This is a genomic window from Variovorax sp. UC74_104, assembly GCF_044055375.1.
Classification (GTDB): domain Bacteria; phylum Pseudomonadota; class Gammaproteobacteria; order Burkholderiales; family Burkholderiaceae_C; genus Variovorax.
The window spans coordinates 602,045-620,717 of record NZ_CP171979.1; the positions used below are offsets into that span (position 1 = coordinate 602,045).

General features: G+C 68.2%; 15 protein-coding genes and 3 pseudogenes. 12 read left to right on the top strand and 6 right to left on the bottom strand.

Annotated features, from left to right (window positions below; all coding sequences use genetic code 11):
• Positions 1 to 22 precede the first annotated feature (22 nt).
• The gene (locus ACHMXA_RS33470) at positions 23 to 757 is read right to left on the bottom strand and encodes a helix-turn-helix transcriptional regulator (protein ID WP_395321680.1); all 735 of its coding nucleotides are present in this window, start codon (positions 755 to 757) and stop codon (positions 23 to 25) included.
• A gap of 311 nt (positions 758 to 1,068) precedes the next feature.
• Between ACHMXA_RS33470 and ACHMXA_RS33475 the strand changes: the two are divergent.
• The 8 genes and pseudogenes from ACHMXA_RS33475 to ACHMXA_RS33510 form a co-directional block, all read left to right on the top strand.
• Positions 1,069 to 1,365 (top strand): annotated as a pseudogene (locus tag ACHMXA_RS33475) (ABC transporter substrate-binding protein); the annotation flags it as partial.
• 55 nt (positions 1,366 to 1,420) lie between these two features.
• A pseudogene (locus ACHMXA_RS33480) lies at positions 1,421 to 2,092 on the top strand (ABC transporter substrate-binding protein); the annotation flags it as partial.
• A gap of 1 nt (position 2,093) precedes the next feature.
• A complete protein-coding gene (locus ACHMXA_RS33485) occupies positions 2,094 to 2,663 on the top strand; it encodes a hypothetical protein (RefSeq protein WP_395322698.1) in 570 nt (189 codons plus the stop codon).
• A gap of 5 nt (positions 2,664 to 2,668) precedes the next feature.
• Positions 2,669 to 3,688: a M14 family metallopeptidase gene (locus tag ACHMXA_RS33490; RefSeq protein ID WP_256099106.1), complete on the top strand. Its 1,020-nt coding sequence runs from the start codon at positions 2,669 to 2,671 to the stop codon at positions 3,686 to 3,688.
• A 38-nt stretch (positions 3,689 to 3,726) separates the two neighbouring features.
• Positions 3,727 to 4,705, top strand: a pseudogene (locus ACHMXA_RS33495) (ABC transporter permease).
• Entirely contained in the window at positions 4,702 to 5,613 is a 912-nt protein-coding gene (locus tag ACHMXA_RS33500) for an ABC transporter permease (RefSeq protein ID WP_176666416.1), read from the top strand. The pseudogene ACHMXA_RS33495 and the gene ACHMXA_RS33500 overlap by 4 nt, the downstream one beginning before the upstream one ends.
• Positions 5,610 to 6,623, top strand: a complete 1,014-nt coding sequence (locus ACHMXA_RS33505) for an ABC transporter ATP-binding protein (RefSeq protein WP_395321682.1) — start codon at positions 5,610 to 5,612, stop codon at positions 6,621 to 6,623. The genes ACHMXA_RS33500 and ACHMXA_RS33505 overlap by 4 nt, the downstream gene beginning before the upstream one ends.
• A 4-nt stretch (positions 6,624 to 6,627) precedes the next feature.
• The gene (locus ACHMXA_RS33510) at positions 6,628 to 7,653 is read left to right on the top strand and encodes an ABC transporter ATP-binding protein (protein WP_176666414.1); all 1,026 of its coding nucleotides are present in this window, start codon (positions 6,628 to 6,630) and stop codon (positions 7,651 to 7,653) included.
• Here the strand turns inward: ACHMXA_RS33510 and ACHMXA_RS33515 are convergent.
• Positions 7,608 to 8,771 carry a hypothetical protein gene (locus ACHMXA_RS33515; protein WP_395321684.1) on the bottom strand — a complete coding sequence of 388 codons (1,164 nt, stop codon included), beginning with the start codon at positions 8,769 to 8,771 and terminating at the stop codon, positions 7,608 to 7,610. The genes ACHMXA_RS33510 and ACHMXA_RS33515 overlap by 46 nt on opposite strands.
• A gap of 61 nt (positions 8,772 to 8,832) precedes the next feature.
• On the opposite strand from ACHMXA_RS33515, the gene ACHMXA_RS33520 reads away from it, so the two are divergent.
• The 4 genes from ACHMXA_RS33520 to ACHMXA_RS33535 are packed head-to-tail and all read left to right on the top strand — an operon-like array spanning position 8,833 to position 15,256.
• Positions 8,833 to 9,438 (top strand): hypothetical protein, encoded by a 606-nt coding sequence (locus ACHMXA_RS33520; RefSeq protein WP_395321686.1) that lies wholly within the window; start codon positions 8,833 to 8,835, stop codon positions 9,436 to 9,438.
• Entirely contained in the window at positions 9,435 to 12,485 is a 3,051-nt protein-coding gene (locus ACHMXA_RS33525) for an AMP-binding protein (protein WP_395321688.1), read from the top strand. The genes ACHMXA_RS33520 and ACHMXA_RS33525 overlap by 4 nt, the downstream gene beginning before the upstream one ends.
• Positions 12,478 to 13,407, top strand: a complete 930-nt coding sequence (locus ACHMXA_RS33530) for a DMT family transporter (protein ID WP_395321690.1) — start codon at positions 12,478 to 12,480, stop codon at positions 13,405 to 13,407. Before ACHMXA_RS33525 ends, ACHMXA_RS33530 begins: the two co-directional genes overlap by 8 nt.
• Positions 13,397 to 15,256: an FAD/NAD(P)-binding protein gene (locus tag ACHMXA_RS33535; RefSeq protein ID WP_395321692.1), complete on the top strand. Its 1,860-nt coding sequence runs from the start codon at positions 13,397 to 13,399 to the stop codon at positions 15,254 to 15,256. The genes ACHMXA_RS33530 and ACHMXA_RS33535 overlap by 11 nt, the downstream gene beginning before the upstream one ends.
• A 137-nt stretch (positions 15,257 to 15,393) precedes the next feature.
• On the opposite strand, the gene ACHMXA_RS33540 is transcribed toward ACHMXA_RS33535, so the two are convergent.
• The 4 genes from ACHMXA_RS33540 to ACHMXA_RS33555 form a co-directional block, all read right to left on the bottom strand.
• The gene (locus ACHMXA_RS33540) at positions 15,394 to 15,555 is read right to left on the bottom strand and encodes a polysaccharide deacetylase (RefSeq protein WP_395321694.1); all 162 of its coding nucleotides are present in this window, start codon (positions 15,553 to 15,555) and stop codon (positions 15,394 to 15,396) included.
• A gap of 9 nt (positions 15,556 to 15,564) precedes the next feature.
• Positions 15,565 to 15,741, bottom strand: a complete 177-nt coding sequence (locus tag ACHMXA_RS33545; protein WP_395321696.1) for a hypothetical protein — start codon at positions 15,739 to 15,741, stop codon at positions 15,565 to 15,567.
• Positions 15,742 to 16,954: 1,213 nt separating this feature from the next.
• A complete protein-coding gene (locus ACHMXA_RS33550; RefSeq protein ID WP_395322681.1) occupies positions 16,955 to 18,031 on the bottom strand; it encodes a putative zinc-binding metallopeptidase in 1,077 nt (358 codons plus the stop codon).
• 225 nt (positions 18,032 to 18,256) lie between these two features.
• On the bottom strand, positions 18,257 to 18,604 hold the full coding sequence (locus tag ACHMXA_RS33555; protein ID WP_395321698.1) for a hypothetical protein: 348 nt from the start codon (positions 18,602 to 18,604) through the stop codon (positions 18,257 to 18,259).
• Between the last annotated feature and the right edge of the window lie 69 nt (positions 18,605 to 18,673).

Sequence of the window (18,673 nt, forward strand, 5' to 3'; positions counted from 1 at the left end):
GGCCGCGTGGGGTCGCGCGGCGTCAGTCGACGATGCCGTTCCTCGCCGCCGGCGGTTGCAGCGCATCGAGCGCCGACAGCCGCCGGTACTCGCTCGGCGCCACCGCGTAGGTGCTCATGAAGGTCTTGTGCAGGTGGCTCTGGTCGCTGAAGCCGGCCGCGTGCGCCGCATAGGTCACGCGGGCGCCGCCGGCCATGAGGTCTCGCGCGTATTCGATGCGGTGCCCCACCAGCAGCTCGTGCGGCGTGAAGCCCCATGCGTCCTTGAAGCGGCGGTGCAGATGGATCGGATGCCAGTTGACCGCCTCGGCAAGGTCGTCGAGCGTCAGGCGTTGCTGGAAGCCGGTGGCGATCAGGCCGTAGGAGCGGCGCAGGCGATCGTCCGCCTCGCCTGACTCGGTCGTCTTGCCGGCTTGCATCGGGATCCACTGCGCGAGCAGGCGGCGCACCAGTGCGCGCGCCGCGATGCCCGCGTCCTCGCGGCCCGTGTCCGCGATCTCGTGCAGCAGCCTGTGGCACTGCGCGAACTCGCGCCCCCAGGGCTCGCACGCGAACACCGAGACCGGTTCGGGCTCTGGCCCGTGCATGCCGTCGTCCGCCTCGGGCACCGGGTTCACGCAGCGCGCAACCGCCACGCTGCAGTACATCGCGTCCTCGCGCCACGGCGTGCTTCGCGCCTTGATCGAATGCCAGACCTGCGGACCGATGCGCAGCAGCGCACCAGGGGGCACCACGGTGACGCCGGCGCTCGTTCTCACATGCAACTCGGTATCGGAAACCGACAGCGTGTAGCCGCCATGCCGGTGCGCCCGGATCTCTCGTTGAACGAACCGGTTGGCGGTGAACTGCAGGCCTGCCAACTCTTTGTCGCGCCAATAGGAAGATGCAAGAAGTTCCATGGAAGCTAAGAATCTACATGGCGGGGGAAGCCGCCGCTTGCTAATGTCCCGGCATCGATTTGCGCCCACGGATCCAACGATTCAAGCGCATGAATGTGTGTCGATGGCGGGCTGGATTCTATGAATCCCGAACCGTTGCGACAACCGGAATTCCAACGGAGACAGAACCCATGAGACCGACCCTGCGTCACTGGCGCGCGCTGCTGTGCGGCGCGCTTCTCGCATGCCTTGCATGTCTTTCCAATGCGCAGGAACTGCGTATCGGGCTGAGCAGCAATCCTTCATCGGTCGATCCGCATTTCGTGAACAACGATGCGATCAGCGCGGTGGTGAGCCACGCCTACGAAACCCTCGTCGCGCTCGACGCCGACGCACGCCTGACACCCGCGCTCGCGACCTCGTGGCGCGCCATCGACGACACCACCTGGGAGTTCAAGCTGCGCGACGGCGTGAAGTTCCACGACGGCAGCCCGCTCACCGCGCAGGACGTGGTGTTCTCGCTCGAAGCGTCCCGCGACCATCGTGAACAGCCCGAGCTCGTTCGCCGCCTACACGCGTGCCATCACGGGCAAGAAGATCGTCGACCGCCTCACGCTGCAGCTGACGACCGCCACGCCGGCGCCGCTGCTGCCGAACGACCTCACGCGCATCTTCATCGTCTCGCGCAAGTCGGCCGAGAAGGCCAGCAGCGACGACTTCAACCAGGCGAAGGTGCAGGCCGGCACCGGCCCCTTCAGGCTCGTGAAGTTCACGCCCGGCACCGGCGTGCAGTTCGCGCGCTTCGACGGGTACTGGGGCTCGAAGCCGGCGTGGTCCGGCGTCACGCTGCGCGCCCTGCCGGCCGAATCGGCGCGCATGTCGGCGCTGCTGTCGGGCGACGTGGACCTGGTGGAGAACGTGCAGGCCAACCTGGTCTCCCAGTTCCGCCAGAACAAGAGCCTGAGCGTATTCACCAAGGTGTCGAGCCGGGTGATGTTCCTCTACACCGACCATCGCGATACCTCGCCCTTCGTCACCGACAAGGACGGCAAGCCGCTCGATCGCAATCCGCTGAAGGACGCGCGCGTGCGCCAGGCGATCTCCAAGCTGATCGATCGCGGCGTGCTGGCCGAGCGCGTGCTCGACCAGCTCGGCGTGCCCACCGGCAACCTGGCCGCGAGCGGCATGTTCGGCTTCAACCCCGAGCTCAAGCCCGATGGCGTCGACGTGCAGGGCGCGCGGCAGCTGCTCGCCGAGGCAGGTTATCCCGCGGGGCTTCGGCCTCACGCTGTTCGGGCCGAACGACCGCTACGTCAACGACAAGCAGGTCGCGCAGGCCATCGGCCAGATGCTCACCCGCGGCGGCATCGTGACCAAGGTGCAGGTTTCACCGATGGCGACCTATGTCGGGCGCGCCTCGAAGAAGGAACTGGGCTTCGGCCTGCTCGGCTGGGGCGTGGGCGGCGGCGAGCCCTCGGGCGCGCTGCGCGGCCTGCTCGCCACGCCCGACAAGGAGCGCGGCATGGGCGCGACCAACTGGAGCAGCTACAGCAATCCGCAGTTCGATGCGCTGCTGAACGAAGCGCTCAACACCGTCGACGACGCGAAGCGCGAAGCCCTGCTGCAAAAGGCCACCGCGATCGCGCTGAAGAAGGACTACGCGATCATTCCGCTGTACCACCAGGTCTCGACCTGGGCCGCGCGCAAGGGCCTCACGATGGTGCCGCGCGTCGACGAGTTCACGCAGGCCCAGCAGGTCCATGCCGAGGCGGAGGACCGCAAGTGAGCGACATGTCCGACCTGCCGCATGTGCTCGACCACCTGCCGCCCGCGTTCATGGGCGCGTCGGCGCGCACGCTGCACGAGGTGCTGCCGGCACCGACGCTGATCCACCTGCCCGGTGTGCGGCCCCGGCCGGTGTTCGTCTCGGTGCTGCTGCACGGCAACGAAGACGCGGGCCTGCTGGCGCTGCAATCGGTGCTCGCGAAGTTCGAAAACCAGCCGCTGCCTCGCGCCCTCTCGATCTTCGTCGGCAACGTGGAGGCCGCGCGCGCCGGCGTGCGCCGGCTGGAAGACCAGCCGGACTACAACCGCATCTGGCCGATCGCCGTACCGGCCACGCCGCACCAGCGCATGGCGGCACGGGTGATGGAAGCGATGCGCGAGCGCGAGGTCTTCCTGGCCATCGACCTGCACAACAACTCGGGGCGCAATCCGCTCTATTCCTGCCTGAGTTCGACCGGCGCGGAGCATCTGCGGCTCGCACGCATGTTCTCGCCGCTCGCGGTGCTCATCCAGGCGCCGCAATCGCTGGGCGCCGCGTTCACGCCGATCTGCCCGACGGTGTGCTGCGAATGCGGGGAAATCGGCAACGCCGAGGGCGTGGCACAGGCCGCGACGCTCATCGAACGCTGCCTCGCCGACGACTTCGGGGACGGCACCGCGCACGACGACGCGAAGGCGATCGACATCTACCAGGCCTTCGCGATGCTCAAGGTCGCCGAGGGCCTCACGCTGAGCTGCGACGGCCAAGCCGCCGACCTCCAGCTGCCGCCAGAGATCGAATCCTTCAATTTCCGCGCGCTCGAGCCCGGCCACGTGATCGCCACCACGCTGTCTCACCCCGACACGGAACCGCTTCGCGCCTACCGGCTCGACGGCGAGGCGATCGCCGGCATGCTGGTTCGCAAGGGAGCCGACGTCTGCCTTTCGACGCACGCGGTCGCCGCCATGTTCACGCGCGACCTGCGCGCCATCCGCCAGGACTGCCTCGGCTACCTCATGCAACGCGTGCCGGTGCTCGCGCCCTAGGGCGCACGCGCAACCTTCGATACAGGACCTTCACCTTCATGCTGGTTTATGTGATTCGCCGCCTGGCGCAGAGCGTCGGCGTGCTGCTTGCGATGTCGATGCTGGTGTTCGCCAGCGTCTACCTGATCGGCAATCCCGCCGACATCCTGATCAGCATGGACGCCGATCAGGCCGAGCGCGCGCGGCTCGTGCGGGCCATGGGCCTGGACCAGGCCCTGCCGCTTCAGTACTGGAACTTCCTGCAGCACGCGCTGCGCGGTGACCTGGGCAACTCCTTCGTCCATGGCGTGCCCGCGATCTCGCTGGTGTTCGAGCGGCTTCCCGCCACGCTCGAGCTGGCCTGCGTCGCGATGCTGATCGCCATCGCGCTGGGCGTGCCGCTCGGGCTGTCGGGCCGGCCTGCGGCCTCATTCGTGGATAGGCAGGAGCATCATGACCGGCTCGATCCTGGGCTTCTCGCTGCCGACCTTCTGGGTCGGGCTGATGCTCATCGTCGTGTTCGCGGTGCAGCTGGCCTGGCTGCCCGCGGGCGGGCGCGGGCCGACGCGCGAGGTGCTGGGGCTTTCGCTGTCGATCTTCAGCGTCGAAGGCTGGAAGCATCTGCTGCTGCCGGCGGTGAACCTCGCGCTCTTCAAGCTGGCGCTGGTGACGCGACTCACCCGGGCCAGCACGCACGAGGCACTGACGCAGGACTACGTCAAGTACGCCCGCGCCAAGGGCCTCTCGCCGGCGCGCGTGGTGGGCGTGCACGTGCTCAAGAACATCCTCGTGCCGATCGTGACGGTGGTGGCGCTGGAATTCGGCGCGCTGGTCGCGTTCGCCGCCGTGACCGAGACCATCTTCGTCTGGCCCGGCGCGGGCAAGCTGATCATCGAGTCGATCGGCTCGCTCGACCGCCCGGTCATCGTCGCCTACCTGCTGGTGGTGGTGTCGATGTTCACCCTGCTCAACCTGCTCGTGGACATCGCGTACTCGAGCCTCGACCCGCGCGTGCGGCTCGACGAACAAAGCGCATGACGACCATGTTCGAAGAAGACGAATCCCCCCTGCGCCGCCTGCTGCGGCAGTACGCCCGCTCCAGGCTCGCCGTGCTCGGCGCGGCCGTGCTGCTGGCGCTGATGCTCGCCGCGCTGTTCGCGCCCCTGCTCGCGCCGCAGAACCCGTACGACCTCGCGCAGCTCGACATCCTCGACTCGCGCCTGCCGCCGGGTTCGCACGGCGGCAACGATGCCGCCGGCCAGGGCAAGCTCTACCTGCTGGGCACCGACGACCAGGGCCGCGACATGCTCTCGGGCATGCTCTACGGGCTGCGCATCTCGCTGGGCATCGGCGTGGTGGCAACGCTCGCGGCGCTTTCGCTGGGCGCGACGCTGGGCCTGCTCGCGGCCTACGCCGGCGGCCGGCTCGATGCGCTGCTCATGCGCATCGTGGACATCCAGCTGTCGTTTCCCGCAATCCTGGTCGCGCTGGTGCTGGTCACCGTGCTCAAGCCGGGCGTCGGCAATGTCGCCATCGCGCTGGTGGCGGTGCAATGGGCCTACTACGCACGCACGGTGCGTGCCGCGGCGCTCGTCGAGCGCCGCAAGGAATACATCGAAGCCGCGCAAGGCCTGGCGCTGAGCGATACGCGCATCGTCCTGCGGCACCTGCTGCCCAACTGCCTGCCGCCGGTGATCGTGGTGGCCGCGCTGCAGGTGGCCAACGCGATCTCGCTGGAGGCCACGCTGTCCTTCCTGGGACTGGGCGTGCCGATCACCGAGCCCTCGCTCGGCCTGCTGATCGCCAACGGCCAGCAATACCTGCTGGCGGGCAAGTACTGGATGTCGCTCTACCCCGGCGTCCTGCTGCTTCTCACGATCCTCGCCATCAATCTCGTCGCCGATCAGCTGCGCGACGTGTCGAACCCGAGGCTGCAGAAGCAATGACGAGCGCATCTCAACCCGTGCTGCTCGTCGAGGGCCTGAAGACGCAGTTCGCCACGCGCGCCGGCATCGTCAAGGCCGTGGACGACGTGTCGTTCTCGATCGAGCGCGGCCAGATCATGGGCCTGGTCGGCGAATCGGGCTCTGGCAAGTCGATGACGGGCTACTCGCTCATAGGGCTGATCGACCCGCCGGGCCAGGTGGTGGCGGGCCGGCTGCGCCTCGCGCCGCGCAACGGCGAGGTGCTCGACCTGCGGCGCCTGTCTCCTCGCGCGCTGCAGGGCGTGCGCGGCAATCGCATCGCGATGATCTTCCAGGATCCGATGATGACGCTGAACCCGGTGCTGCGCATCGACACGCAGATGATCGAGGCGGTGCGCGCGCACCACCGGGTCAGCGAGCGCGTGGCGCGCGAACGCGCCGCCGCGGCGCTCGCCAAGGTCGGCATCCCGTCGCCGCACGAGCGGCTGCTGGCCTATCCGCACCAGTTCTCGGGCGGCATGCGCCAGCGGGTGGCGATCGCGATCGCGCTGCTCAACGAGCCCGACGTGATCATCGCGGACGAGCCGACAACGGCGCTCGACGTCACGGTGCAGGGCCAGATCCTCGCGCAGATGCAGAGCCTGTGCCGCGCCTCGGGCACCGCGCTGATCTGGATCTCGCACGACCTGTCGGTGGTGGCGGGGCTGGCCGACACGGTCTCGGTGATGTACGCCGGGCGCATCGTCGAGCAGGGCCCCGTGGCCGAGGTGCTCGACCGGCCGCGCCACCCGTACACGCGCGGGCTGATCGCGAGCGCGCCGTCGCGCAACCCGCGCGGGCGCCCGCTGCAGCAGATCCCGGGCATGACGCCCTCGCTGCTCGCGCTGCCGCAAGGCTGCGCATTCCAGGCGCGCTGCGCCAGCGCGGACGTGGTCTGCCGCAACGAGCCGCCGCTGGTGGCGCTCGACGGCCGCAGGCTGCGCTGCTTCCACCCGACGCCCCTGCCCTCTCCCTGTGCGATTGCGAACTGACACCATGGACACCGTCACCCCGTTGCTCGAACTGCGCGCCAGCGCCAAGCGTTTTGTCCGCAAGCCCGATGCCGCGGCAAAGATCGCGCGCCTGTTCGGTGCCCCGGTGCCGTCGCGCACCGTCCACGCCGTCGACGGCGTCTCGCTCGCCGTGCGCCCCGGCGAAGTGGTGGGGCTGGTGGGCGAATCGGGCTGCGGCAAGTCGACGCTCGGGCGCATGGCCGCGGGGCTGCAGTCGCTGAGCGAGGGCGAGCGCTGGTGGCAGGGCGAGAACGCCGAGCTGCGCAAGCGTCGCCTTTCGGCGAGCGCGCACCGGCGCGACATGCTCGGCGTCCAGATGATCTTCCAAGACCCGTATGCGAGCCTCAATCCGCGCATGCGGGTGCGCCAGATCATCGGCGAGGCGCCCGTGGCGCACGGGCTGGTCGACGCCGGGGACCAGGAGGCGCACGTGGCTGCGCTGATGCAGAAGGTCGGCCTCGACCCCGGCTTCATGCGCCGCTTTCCGCACCAGTTCTCGGGCGGCCAGCGCGCGCGCATCGGCATCGCCCGCGCGCTGGCCGTGCGGCCCCGGCTGCTGATCTGCGACGAAGCCGTGGCCGCGCTCGACGTGTCCATCCAGGCGCAGGTGATCAACCTGTTCATGGCGCTGCGCGAGGAGCTCGCCCTCACCTATCTCTTCATCAGCCACGACCTCGGCGTGGTGCGGCACATCAGCGACCGCGTGGTGGTGATGTACCTCGGCCGCGTGGTCGAGTCGGCGAGCGCCGACGCGCTGTTCGAACAGCCGCTGCATCCCTACACCGAGGGCCTGCTGGCCGAGGCGCCGAAACTCGAGGTGCGCAAGAAGGCCTTCGTGGCGATCCGGGGCGAGATCCCCTCGCCGCTGAATCCGCCGCGCGGCTGCCATTTCCATCCGCGCTGCCCGCGCGCGACGCGACGCTGCGCCGAGGAGATACCGGCGCTCGTGCGCGTGGGTACCGATCATTGGGTCGCCTGCCATCTGATCGAGCGGGCGGGCAGCGCATGAAGATCGTCGTCATGTGCTGGCTCGCGCGGGCATCGGTCGATGTCTTCGTCGCGCGCAACATCGTGCTGCGGCCCGATCTCGCGGCCAAGGCGCCGCACCAGGTCGCCGCGGAGCTCGCCGCGCTCGCGCCCGACGTGGTGATCGCGCGCGAGGCGCAGTACGAGGCGGTCTCGGCCATCGCGGCCGGCCCCCCCGGCTGCCGCTTCATCTTCTGCGGCCTCTCGGCCTCGCGGGTCGCCATCGATCCATCGACGCTCCAAGGGCGCTGCGCCTTCGTGACCGGATCGAACTGGGAGCGCGCCGAGTACGAAGCCTTCGTGCTTGCGGAATCCATGTGCCGGCCGAGGCATGAGCCGGCCGCCAAGGCGGTGGCCGGTGCGCCGGGCGAGGTGATGCTGGTCGGCGCGGGCGTCGTCAACCTGGTCACGGCCCTGACGCTGTGCCGGCGCGGCCATCGCGTGTCGGTGTACGACCGCATGGCCGATCCGCGCCGGGGCGACACGCCGCACGCCGAGCGCGCCGGCGCGACCTTCGGCGGCAGGGACGCGCGCATCTTCTCGTACAACGAATCGCGCCATCACCTGGCCTGTTCGCCGCTCTATACGCCGCGGGACACGCCGCGCTTCCGCCTTAGAATTTCGCGGGACGGCTGGCTGTCTCGCGACTACGAGACGATGTCGAACGCCGACCGCCGCTGGATCGACCAGCTCGAACAGGTGCCACCCTGGGCGGCGCTGCTCTATGGCAACGACATCGTCGGCTTCAACCGGCAGAGCCACCGGCTGTGGCGCGAGCTCTTCAGCCTCTATCCGGAGCTGCTGCGCGAGACACACCACGTCGGCCGGCTGCTGCGCATCTACCCGAGCGAGGCGTCCCTGCGCTCGGCGCAGACGGCCGAGGCCGAGATCGGTGCGCTGATCGGCACGGTCCCGCTCACGCGGTTGCGCGAGCGCGAGCCCGCGCTGGGCAGCGCGATCAACGAGGGAGCGATCGCGGGAGCGCTCGATGTGCAAGGGTTCTCGCTCAACATCGTCTCGTTCTGCCGCAACCTGATCGGGCTGCTCGAGCGCCTCGGCGCGAGCTTCCACTGGCAGCATGAGGCGAGCGAGGTGCGGCATGCCAGTTCGGGCGCGGTGACAGGCATCGTCGTCAACGATGCCTTGCGGCGAGCCGACCACTATGTACTCTCCCCCCGGCGCGCAGGCGCACACCCTTGCCGCGAGGATAGCGGGGCTGCCCGCCATCGGCGCGATGGTCGGCATGTGGGTCACACTGCCGAACGACGGCGCCGCGCTGAACACGCCGCTGAAGGTGCGCCGGCGCGCATTCGCCAGCAGCGAAGCGGCCCAGGGCGCCAACGTGGTACCGGGCCGCGACGCCGCCGGGCGGCCGGTGCTGCACTGCAGCTCGGGGCATGGCTTCGTCGGCGTCTCGGCCGACGACGTACGCCTGGCCGACCTGCCCGAACTCGCGCGCTGCGTGATGGAAACGGCGGAGGAACTCTTCGGCGACAAGTTCAGGCGTGCCAGAGAGTCCGGCATGCTCGGCGAGCGTCCGCGCTTCTGCGTGCGGCCCTGGACGCCCTCGGGCCTGGGAGTGCTCGAAGTTCAGGAAGCGGACGCAGGCGGCAAGATGGTGCTCAGCGGCGGCCACAACACCGGCGGCTTCGCGCAGTCGCCGGCCGTCGCGGAGGCCGTGGCCTGCGCGCTGGAGGCAGGCCCCCATGCGATGCACACGCTCTACCACCCACGCCGCTTTGCCGACGTGTTCGAGGTGACACTGTGAACGCGCCGCGACCATCTCTCACCGCGCTACTGCGAGACGGCCTGCGCACCGGTGCGGCGACGCTCTGGATCGACGACGACGGCGCCATGAGGCGCGACGAATTCGCGGCACTCGTGGTCGCGCAGGTGTCGCTGCTGCGCCGGCAAGGCGTGAAGGCTGGCGAGCGCGTGGTGCTGCATGGCGTGGCTTCGCGCGGACTGGCGGCGATGCTCGTGGGCTGCCTGCTCGAGGGCGTGGTCGCCGTGCCGGTCGACGCGGCGCTGCCGCCGGCGCGCAAGCAGGCGATGCTGGACGCGGCGGCCGCCACGCTTGCCATCGAGTTCGCGATGCAGTCGCCGCTCGGGGCCGACGGCATCCGGCGTGTCGCGGGCGTTGCATCGCCGCAGGCCGGGTGGACGCTCGACGACCTGGGCCTGCCGAAGATCGCGCCCGATGCGGGCTGCTACATCTTCTTCACCTCCGGCACGACCGGACGGCCCAAGGGCATCCTCGGGCGGCGCGGCGGCCTCGCGCATTTCTTGGCCTGGGAAGCCGGCATGCTCGGCCTCCAGCCCGGCGACCGCGTGGGTGTGCTCACCCGCCTGTCGTTCGACGTGGTGCTGCGCGACCTGCTGCTGCCGATCGTCGCGAGCGTGACCGGCTGCCTGCCGCCGGCAGACGCCCCGCCGACACCGGCTGAAGTGCCGGACTGGCTCGCAAGGATGGGCGTCAGCGTGCTCCACGCGGTGCCGTCGCTGGCGCAGGCCTGCCTGGCGGCGCTGCCCGCGGGCGCGCGCAACGCTACGCTGCGCCACACGCTGTTCGCAGGCGAACCACTGGGCAGTGCGCTGGTCGGGCGCTGGCGCACGGCGTTTCCTTCGAGCGCGGTCTACAACCTGTACGGGCCGACCGAAACCACGCTCGCCAAGTTCTGCGCCCGCGTGCCCGACCCGGCGCCCGAGGGCATCCAGTGCTGCGGCCTGCCGCTGCCCGAGGTCGACGTGCGCATCCTCGACGAGGCGCTGCAGGCGTCAGGCCCGGGCGAGCCCGGCGAGGTCGCGATCCGCACGGTGCACCGCTCGCTGGGCTATCTAGACCCGGAGGAGCCCTCGGCCGCGCGCTTCATCGTGCTCGACGGGCAGCCGGCCTACCTGAGCGGCGACCTCGGCTTTCTGGACGCGCAGGGTGCGCTGCACCTGCGCGGACGCAAGGATCATCAGGTCAAGATCCTCGGCACCCGCATCGAGCCCGCCGGCGTCGCGGCGGTGCTGCAGTCGCACGAGTCGGTGACCGACGCGGCCGTGGTGTGCGTGACGAACGAGGAAGGCGGCGCGCAGCTCGTGGGCTACTTCAGCACGCACGCCGATGCACAGGCCGTGCGCCGGAGCCTGCGCCCTTTCCTCGCGGAGCGCTTGCCGGCGGCGGCGATACCGAGCCACCTGATCGCGCTCGATGCGCTGCCGCTCACGCCCAACGGCAAGCTGGATCGCGCACGCCTGCCCGCGCCTGCGCCGCGCGCGGACGCCGCTGCCGCCGCCTCCGACGCGGATGTCGACGAGCTCGCGCTCGGCGTGGCCGCAGCGATCGCACTGGTGCTGCGGAAGGCGCATGTCGGCGTCGACGAGGACTTCTTTGCGCTCGGCGGCGACTCGCTCGCGGCGATGCGGCTGTGCGCCGAGCTCGAAGCACGGCTCGGCGTGCATGCGCAGCCGCTGTTGCTGATGTACGCGCCCACCGCGCGCGAGCTGGCGCGGCAGCTGCAGGAGGCCGGTTCGGCCGCGCCGGCGCCGATCCCGCCCGCCCCGCGCACCCGCTGGTTCGCGCTGAGCCCGCAGCAGCGGCGCTACTTCCGCACCTTCTGCGCGGGCGGCAACCGCAACTGGTGCAACATGGTCGCGCTGTTCGAACTGCCCGACGAAGTCGACGCCTATGCGGTAGGCCGCGCGCTGACAGAGATCGCGCTGCGCCACGACAGCCTGTGCCTGCGCTTCGACCATGACGAGGAAGGCGCCGTGCGCCAGTCGATCGTGCCGACGGAAGACGTTCCTGTGGCTCTGTGCGACCTGAGCGCTCTCGACGCGGAAGCACTGGCGCGCCGCATCGACGCGCTGCGCGTGGCCCAGGGCGAGGCGGAGATCGCGCTGTTCTCCGACGCACCGCTGTTCCGCGCGACCCTGCTCGTCCTGCCCGGCAGGCGGCGACGGCTGCTGTGGACCGTCCACCACCTGGTCAGCGACGGCACGAGCCAGGGCCTGCTCGGGCGCGAGCTGGCCGCCCGGCTTGCGGGCCGACCCTGGACGACGGATGCCCCGCCGTCGATGCGCGACATCGCGGCCTGGGCCGGCGCGCGCAACGCCTCGGCACAGGCCGCGCGCTCGCATTTCCGCGAGCTGCTCGCCGCGCCCTACCGCCACCGCTATATGCCCGACAGGCTGCGCTGCGACGATCCGCAACGCTGCCATGCCATCGAGGCCGCCATGAGCGGCACGCTGCGCGATGCGGTCGTGGCGGCGGCGCGGCGCCTGAAGTGCACGCCCTATGTGCTGTACGTGGGCGCGTATTTCCGCTGGCTCGCGGCGCTGACCGAATGCGACGACCTGGTGGTCGTGACGCCGCTGGCCGGCCGTGCCCACCCGCAGGTCGCGCAGGCCATCGGCGATTTCATCAACCTGGTGCCGCTGCGCGTCACGGGGCTGGGTGCGCTGTCGCCCGGGCAGCTTGTCGAGCGCGTGCGCGACGGCATCGCGCTGGCCGCGCGCCACCAGGACTTCCAGTTCGACCAGGTGCTCGACGAACTGGGCCTGCCCCCCGGCGCGGACCGCAACCCGCTGACCGGCTTCTCGCTCAACTTCATGCCCCAGGCCGATGGCGACGCGCCCGGACTTGCGACGCCGCGGCACGCCGATCGCGGCTACCGGCTGAAGTACGACCTGCTCATGCTGATCCGCGGATGGCACGACGCCACGCACGTCGAGTTCCAGTACCGCGCCGGCCTGCTTTCGCCCTCGGAGATCGAGGAGTGCTTCACCGACTACTGCTCACACCTGGAGGCGCTGAGCCATGCCTGAGAAACAAGGGACAAGGGCCCCGGCGCCGCCGGGCGAATACATGCTGCTGGTGCTGCTCGCGATCCTCTGGGGCGGCTCCTTCACGCTGATCAAGGTGGCGGTGGCCGGCTATCCGCCGGCCACGCTGGCTGCGGCGCGCATCCTGCTCGGCGGCGCGCTGTTGACGGCGCTGGCCCTGGCGAAGGGCTTCACGCTCCCGACGCGCGCCGGCCGCTGGGGGGCGCTCTGGGTGCAGGGGCTGCTGCAGGGCGCGCTGCCGTTCACGCTGATCGGCTGGGGCGAGCAGCACATCGCAAGCGGGCTCGCGGGCGTGCTCAACGCCACGGTGCCGCTGTTCGCCTTCATGCTGTCGGTGTTCGTCGTCGGCTCGGCGCCCTTCGTGTTCACGAAGTTCGTGGGCGTGCTGCTCGGCCTTGCGGGCGTCGCCGGGATCGCCGGCCTCGGTTCCCACGCTGCGCTGGGCGGCAGCGACTTTCTCGCGGTCATTGCGGTCCTGGGCGCGAGCGCGTCGTATGCGTGCGGGGCTGTATTCGGCCATCGCTTCGGCGACCAGCCCGCCGTGGTCACCGCGGCCGGCTCGCTGCTGTGCGGCGGGCTCACCATGCTGCCTTTCAGCCTGGCCATGGACCGGCCCTGGACGCTCACGCCAAGCCTCGAGGCCACGCTGGCACTGCTGGCCCTCGCGGTGCTGTCAACCGCGCTGGCCAGCGTGATCTTCTTCAGGCTGATTCGCACGCTGGGCCCGGTCACCACCACCAGCAACGCATATCTGCGGGCACTGGTGAGCGTGGCGTTCGGCGTGGTCTTTCTCGCGGAGCCTTTGAACTGGAGCCTGCTGGCCGCGAGCACGCTGATCGTCGCCGGGGTGATGCTGGTCACGCTGCCGAGCAGGCCCAGCGGGGAGCTGCGCCGTGCGGGTTGAGATCGCGATCGTCGGCGCCGGACCCTGGGGTCTGGCGGTGCTCGATAGACTGGTCACCGCCGCGCGCCGGTGGCCACGGCTTGCGCTCACCGTGCACGTGATCGACCCCGACGAGCCGGGCCCGGGCCTGCACAAGCCCCACCAGGAAGACTTCCTGCTGCTCAACACCGTCACCGGCCAGCTCGACAGCTTCAGTGCACGTCATTTCGGCGAAGCGCCGCTCACGGGCGCCATGGCGTTCATCGACTGGCTGCGCGAGGCGCGCGACATCGTGGCCGATCCCCACGGCTTTCTGCCTCGCGCACTCTTCGGCGCCTACCTTCGGCACGTGTATGCAGTGCTGTGCGACAACGCGCCCACGCAATTTCGGATCTCGGAGGTGCGCCATCGCGCGCTCGATGTCTCGATCGTGGCTAACGAGCGGGCGTGCGTGCGCCTAGGCGACGGGTCTGCGCTCACGGTGGACCACGTCTTTCTCTGTACCGGCTATGGGCTGGCACGTTCCGAGGTCGAACGGCCGGCATCTCCGGCCACGCCGCTGGCCCCATATCCTCTCGCGCCGCTGCAGGCCCGCATCGAGGTCGGATCTGCAGTGGGCATCTCGGGCGGCGGACTGGTGGCCGTCGACGTGGTGGCAGCCCTCACGGCCGGGCGGGGCGGGCGCTTCATGCGCGACGAAGACGACATGCTGCAATACCTGCCGAGTGGCCGGGAACCCGTCATTTTCGTGTACTCCCGCAGCGGCATGCCGTTCGCGTGCCGTCCCGCGCAATCGCTCGACCTATCGGGCATTTTCGCGCCGATCTACTGCACCGATGCCTATCTGGCCTCGCGACGCGCGGCACGCGGCCCCAAGGGCCTGCTGCTCGACGAAGACCTGTTGAGCGTGCTGGCGGCCGAGATGCGGGCGGCCTACCTGATGCGCGCGATGGCGCTGTCACAAGGCCCGGATGCTGCCGCGGCGTGCCGGCGCGTGCTTGCCTTGCTCGCACCCGCTGAGGTGAGGGATTTTTGCGAGGCGAAGCTCCCATCGATGACCACGTTCTCGCCTGAAAGGCTGCTCGCATCGGAATCCGCGTCTGTACCCTTACCGGCGCCGCGCAGCAGCGCGGAATTCAGCGCCGCCTTCGCAGCTTGGCTGCGCTTCGACGTGGACGAATCGCGCAAGGGCGAGGCACACAGCCCATACAAGCACGCGGTCGAATTGCTGCGCGTACTGCGCGGCTTCATTCGTCAAGCCGTGGAGTTCGATGCGCTCGCCCCGGCATCGCGCCACCGTTTCTTCGATGTCGTGGCCCCGCGGATCTCGCAGCTGGTCGTCGGCCCTCCGATCCGGCGAGGGCTCGAATGGCTGGCATTGATGCGCGCCGGGCTTCTGCGTGTCGATCTCGGCCCGGCGCCTATGCTCGAACGCGATGCGGCGCTCGGCGTCTGGCGGGCGCGCTCCAGCGCATTCGAGGTACCCATCGTGGCCTGTCTCGATCATCTGGTGAATGCGCGGGCAGGCCAGCGCGGCATCGACACCAGGGATGGCTCCCTGCTCGCTGCCCTGTGCCGCTCAGGCTTATGTACCGGCACCGCGCCGCCCGAACCGGCACACACCCGACGGCGAGTGCCTCGCACCGACGTGGCCGGCCATCCGCTCGACGCGACGGGTCTGCCCGTGCGGCAGTTGACGCTGATCGGCGTGCCGACCGAAGGCCTGCGCTACTTCAACCACTACCTGCCGTCCCCCAAGAGCAGGTCAAGGGTTTTTGACAACATTGAGTTGGCACTCGGCGCCTTGTGGGAGCGACTCGCGGCGACGCCTGGCAGGGGGGTGCCGAGGGCGGACTCGCCCTGTGCTTGAGCGCAACTGCTAAGGACGAGACGTGCCCCGACTGGTCGAGGGACGGGGGCGGGATGAAATGCGTTCATTACTTGCCCGAAAGAAGGGGCTCATATCGCGCTGCGCCTGCGAGGTCGTGGCCGCCGCGTCTGACCCGATCAGATGGCCTTGACCGGCACATCAGGCAGACTCAACGCCAGTTCCGCGATCCGGTCCTTGCGCATGAACACCACGCCTGGGTGCTGCTTCGCATAGCGCAGGAAATCGCCCAGAACCTTCACGCGCGCTGGCGTGCCGCCGATGCGGTCGTGGGTCGACATCGACATCATTCAGCGTCGGTGAGCGGCTTCCTCGTAGAGCTGGTCGAACTCGTCCTTGAGCTCTTGACCGAAAGCCGAGGCCGTGAGCGGGCCTTCGGCGCCCCAGCGTGCGATGTCGTTGTTGCGCAGGGTGTAGGGAACGATGGCGAAGGGCTTGCCGTTCACCCTTGTGGTCAAAGGCGTCACTGGACAGATCATTGATGCGGTACGTGAAGCCCAGGTCCTGCAACACACCCAACGTCCGCGGCCTGCCACGCAGCCAGAAGGCATTGAAGCCGACCGGACGCATGCCCGTGGCCTGTCGATCGCCGCGATGTTGGCAGCGTAGGAGGCGCGCTCCTCGGCTTCGGTCAACGTCCAGTGCGGTGTCCAGGTCTGGCCGTGAGCGGCGGCTTCATGCCGGCGCGCCACGATCTCGCGCCAATGCCGGATTGCGCTCGACCGCCTGTCCCGTCATGTGCAAGGTGATTTGCAGGCCATGCGCATCCCACAGGTCGAGCATGCGAGGGATGAGATGGGTGAAGTAACCGGTTTGACATGCACCGACTCAACCTCCGTCGGGAGACAGCGTAGAAGCGAGCTTTTGTCAAATCGATTGCTTGGAATCTTGTGAAGCAATTGGTTTGACAAGCCGCGGTTTGGCAGCGACGGTGGAGCTTTGCTGGGAGTGATCCTCACCCGGACTGCATTGGGAGCCAAGCACCTCTGGCAGTTGTGGAACGCCATTGATCTTTCGCGTCGAGGGCTAGAGCCCATGGGCTGCTAACTCATGCGCCAGCAGATCCTCCCGCAGCGCGCCACTCAACTCGCGCAGACTCAGACTTCCACGCTTTCAACTTTCGCGAATCTGCCCCAGGGCGTCTGCTTTGGGCCCGAAGCTCCCGATGGTCGTCGGGTTACATTCAGTCGCACGCCGACATTGACTGCCGTCCTTAAATTCTTCTGCGAAGATGCGGCATGAGCCGTCCCGAACTGCCCCTGGCTGGAGGTGCCGCGCCTGTAAATCATTTGTTATCGATAGATGGGTGAGGGTTTGACATGCGCTGATTTGGCTTTTCTCTCTCGAGCGAGTTGCTTGGTGCATATCTGTCGAAGCGAATGCCAGGATATTGGCTGAGGCAACTGATTTGACAGGCCGCGGGCTCAGCGATGGTGGTTGAGCTTCGCCAGGAGATGATCGTCGTCCGGGCCGGCGCTCGGGGGAGCCAAGCACATCTTGCACTGCCCCCTGGCCACTTCGTGGTCAACGCGCCGAGGCAGAAAAGGGCGCCTAATGCGGATTCAGTCGCGGCGAATGCCTGCATGCGCAGCATCGCCGGTCTTCGGATGCAGCTTGCACAAGGACATGAGCAGATGTCTTGCCCATGCGCGATCTGCGGCCACGGCGGCCACGCCTTACTCAATCTGGCGGCAGGAAATTCGTCGGTACACGGCCCGCGCTTCCGGCGCGCACCACGCGATGGATGAAGTCAAGCTTCTCGATCACCGGCGGGACAATGATGAATGGGTAGCTGTCGTGCGCGCCGAGGCTTCGGTCCATCGCGTTGATGAATTGTGAGACCGGCAGCCATTGCAGGACGATGAGCTCGCGGATCGATTCGGCATTCAGGTCAAGTGGACGCACCTTCAAGGCCGGGCCGGACGGCGAGGGCAATTCAAGGTGTGTGCCCCATGAGGCGGCTGTTTCCAGGCCATCCACCAGGTGCAGGTAATGGGCCCAGGTCTCCGCCCAGTCTTCCCACGGATGCGAACTCGCGTATGCGCTGATGAAGTTTTGAGGCCAATCGAGGGCCGGCCATACATAGTGGGTGTTCAATGCCGAGTCATAGTCCGCGCGCTCGTCTCCGAAGAGCGATCGGTACTCCGTGGCCCATGGCGTATCGCGCACCAGCCGATCCCAGTAGTAGTGGCCAATCTCGTGGCGAAAGTGACCCAGCAGCGTGCGGCTGGGCTCGTGCATCGAAAGGCGGATGTGCTCGCGGCAGGCATCGTCCGCCTCGGCAATGTTGAGCGTGATGACGCCTTCGTCATGTCCGGTGAGCACCTGCTGCTGCGGGTGCATCTGCTCGAGAAACTCGAACGACAAGCCATTGACGGGGTCTTCGTGCTTGTTGGGTGTCGGCAGCCCGAGTTCGATGAGCGTGTAGAAGAGCCGGCGCTTGGCCTGTTCGAGTGCCGCCCAGTAGCCATGGTTTTCCGACTTGGTCAGCGCAGGAATCGTCTGGGTTGTTCGGCACGACAAACAAAGGCCATGGTCGGAGAGAGAGAGCGCCATCCAGTTGCATCCATTCGCCTTGCGATTGGCGCAAGGCCTGTATGCGGGACCTTCCGAGCCCAGGCGGTGCCATGAATCCTCATCCGAAATCTCGAAAGCAAGCATGCGCTGCGCGTCCGGAGCGTAGCCAAGGAACGAGCTGCAAACTTCGCAGCGGAGGTTTTCGAAGAACACGCGATTGCCGCACTCCGAGCAGATCATCTGCTTCACGTGGGCACCCTGGTATCGGCATCGAGCGTGCTTTTCAACGACGCTTCCTGATGCGCGTCGGCTTCCATGTTTCGATTCACAGTGGGGTTCCGTTCCGAGGTTGCCGAAGACGCGGTCGTCCCGGCTGTGCGGCCTGCTTGCGCGGTGATTCATCCCCTGAAAGGATCTTCCTCGACCAGAAGTGGGTGATTTCGATCTTCGGTACTTGCGTGCGAATCATTCTGCGCTCCCAACCTTGATGACGTCAGAGAAATTGGATCGCGTTGATGTGGGATGCGGTGCCATCCGGTCTGCTGCGGTTGGGCGCTGCAGGTTGGACAAGGTGCAGAAATCCGTTCGGCTCTTTCCATCAGCACCCATGGTGCCAGTGCCGTTGCGCTGGTGTCCTCGCAGGTCCATCATGCATGAAGTCAAGCTTTCGCGAATGGATCGGCGATGGAACAAATACAAAATCTCATACAGGTCGAAACCGGACCGCGCCATGTCATTCAAGGCACATACCAAGGGATCCGCATAGAAGTTGTCGCTGGCTACAGCATCGATACGGACGAGTGGCTGTTTCATGTGCGTATTCACGACAACCAGGGGTGTGCTGATCGCTTGACGGATTGCCCGACCACCCATCGGGCCCAT

Excerpts from the sequence above, each read along its gene's own strand:
- ACHMXA_RS33520 (WP_395321686.1), top strand. The coding sequence starts at position 8,833 with ATGTACTCTCCCCCCGGCGCGCAGGCGCACACCCTTGCCGCGAGGATA.
- ACHMXA_RS33500 (WP_176666416.1), top strand. The coding sequence starts at position 4,702 with ATGACGACCATGTTCGAAGAAGACGAATCCCCCCTGCGCCGCCTGCTG.
- ACHMXA_RS33510 (WP_176666414.1), top strand. The coding sequence starts at position 6,628 with ATGGACACCGTCACCCCGTTGCTCGAACTGCGCGCCAGCGCCAAGCGT.
- ACHMXA_RS33530 (WP_395321690.1), top strand. The coding sequence starts at position 12,478 with ATGCCTGAGAAACAAGGGACAAGGGCCCCGGCGCCGCCGGGCGAATAC.
- ACHMXA_RS33540 (WP_395321694.1), bottom strand. The coding sequence starts at position 15,555 with ATGTCGACCCACGACCGCATCGGCGGCACGCCAGCGCGCGTGAAGGTT.
- ACHMXA_RS33485 (WP_395322698.1), top strand. The coding sequence starts at position 2,094 with ATGGCGTCGACGTGCAGGGCGCGCGGCAGCTGCTCGCCGAGGCAGGTT.
- ACHMXA_RS33490 (WP_256099106.1), top strand. The coding sequence starts at position 2,669 with ATGTCCGACCTGCCGCATGTGCTCGACCACCTGCCGCCCGCGTTCATG.
- ACHMXA_RS33515 (WP_395321684.1), bottom strand. The coding sequence starts at position 8,771 with ATGCCGCACCTCGCTCGCCTCATGCTGCCAGTGGAAGCTCGCGCCGAG.
- ACHMXA_RS33555 (WP_395321698.1), bottom strand. The coding sequence starts at position 18,604 with ATGAAACAGCCACTCGTCCGTATCGATGCTGTAGCCAGCGACAACTTC.
- ACHMXA_RS33505 (WP_395321682.1), top strand. The coding sequence starts at position 5,610 with ATGACGAGCGCATCTCAACCCGTGCTGCTCGTCGAGGGCCTGAAGACG.
- ACHMXA_RS33550 (WP_395322681.1), bottom strand. The coding sequence starts at position 18,031 with ATGATCTGCTCGGAGTGCGGCAATCGCGTGTTCTTCGAAAACCTCCGC.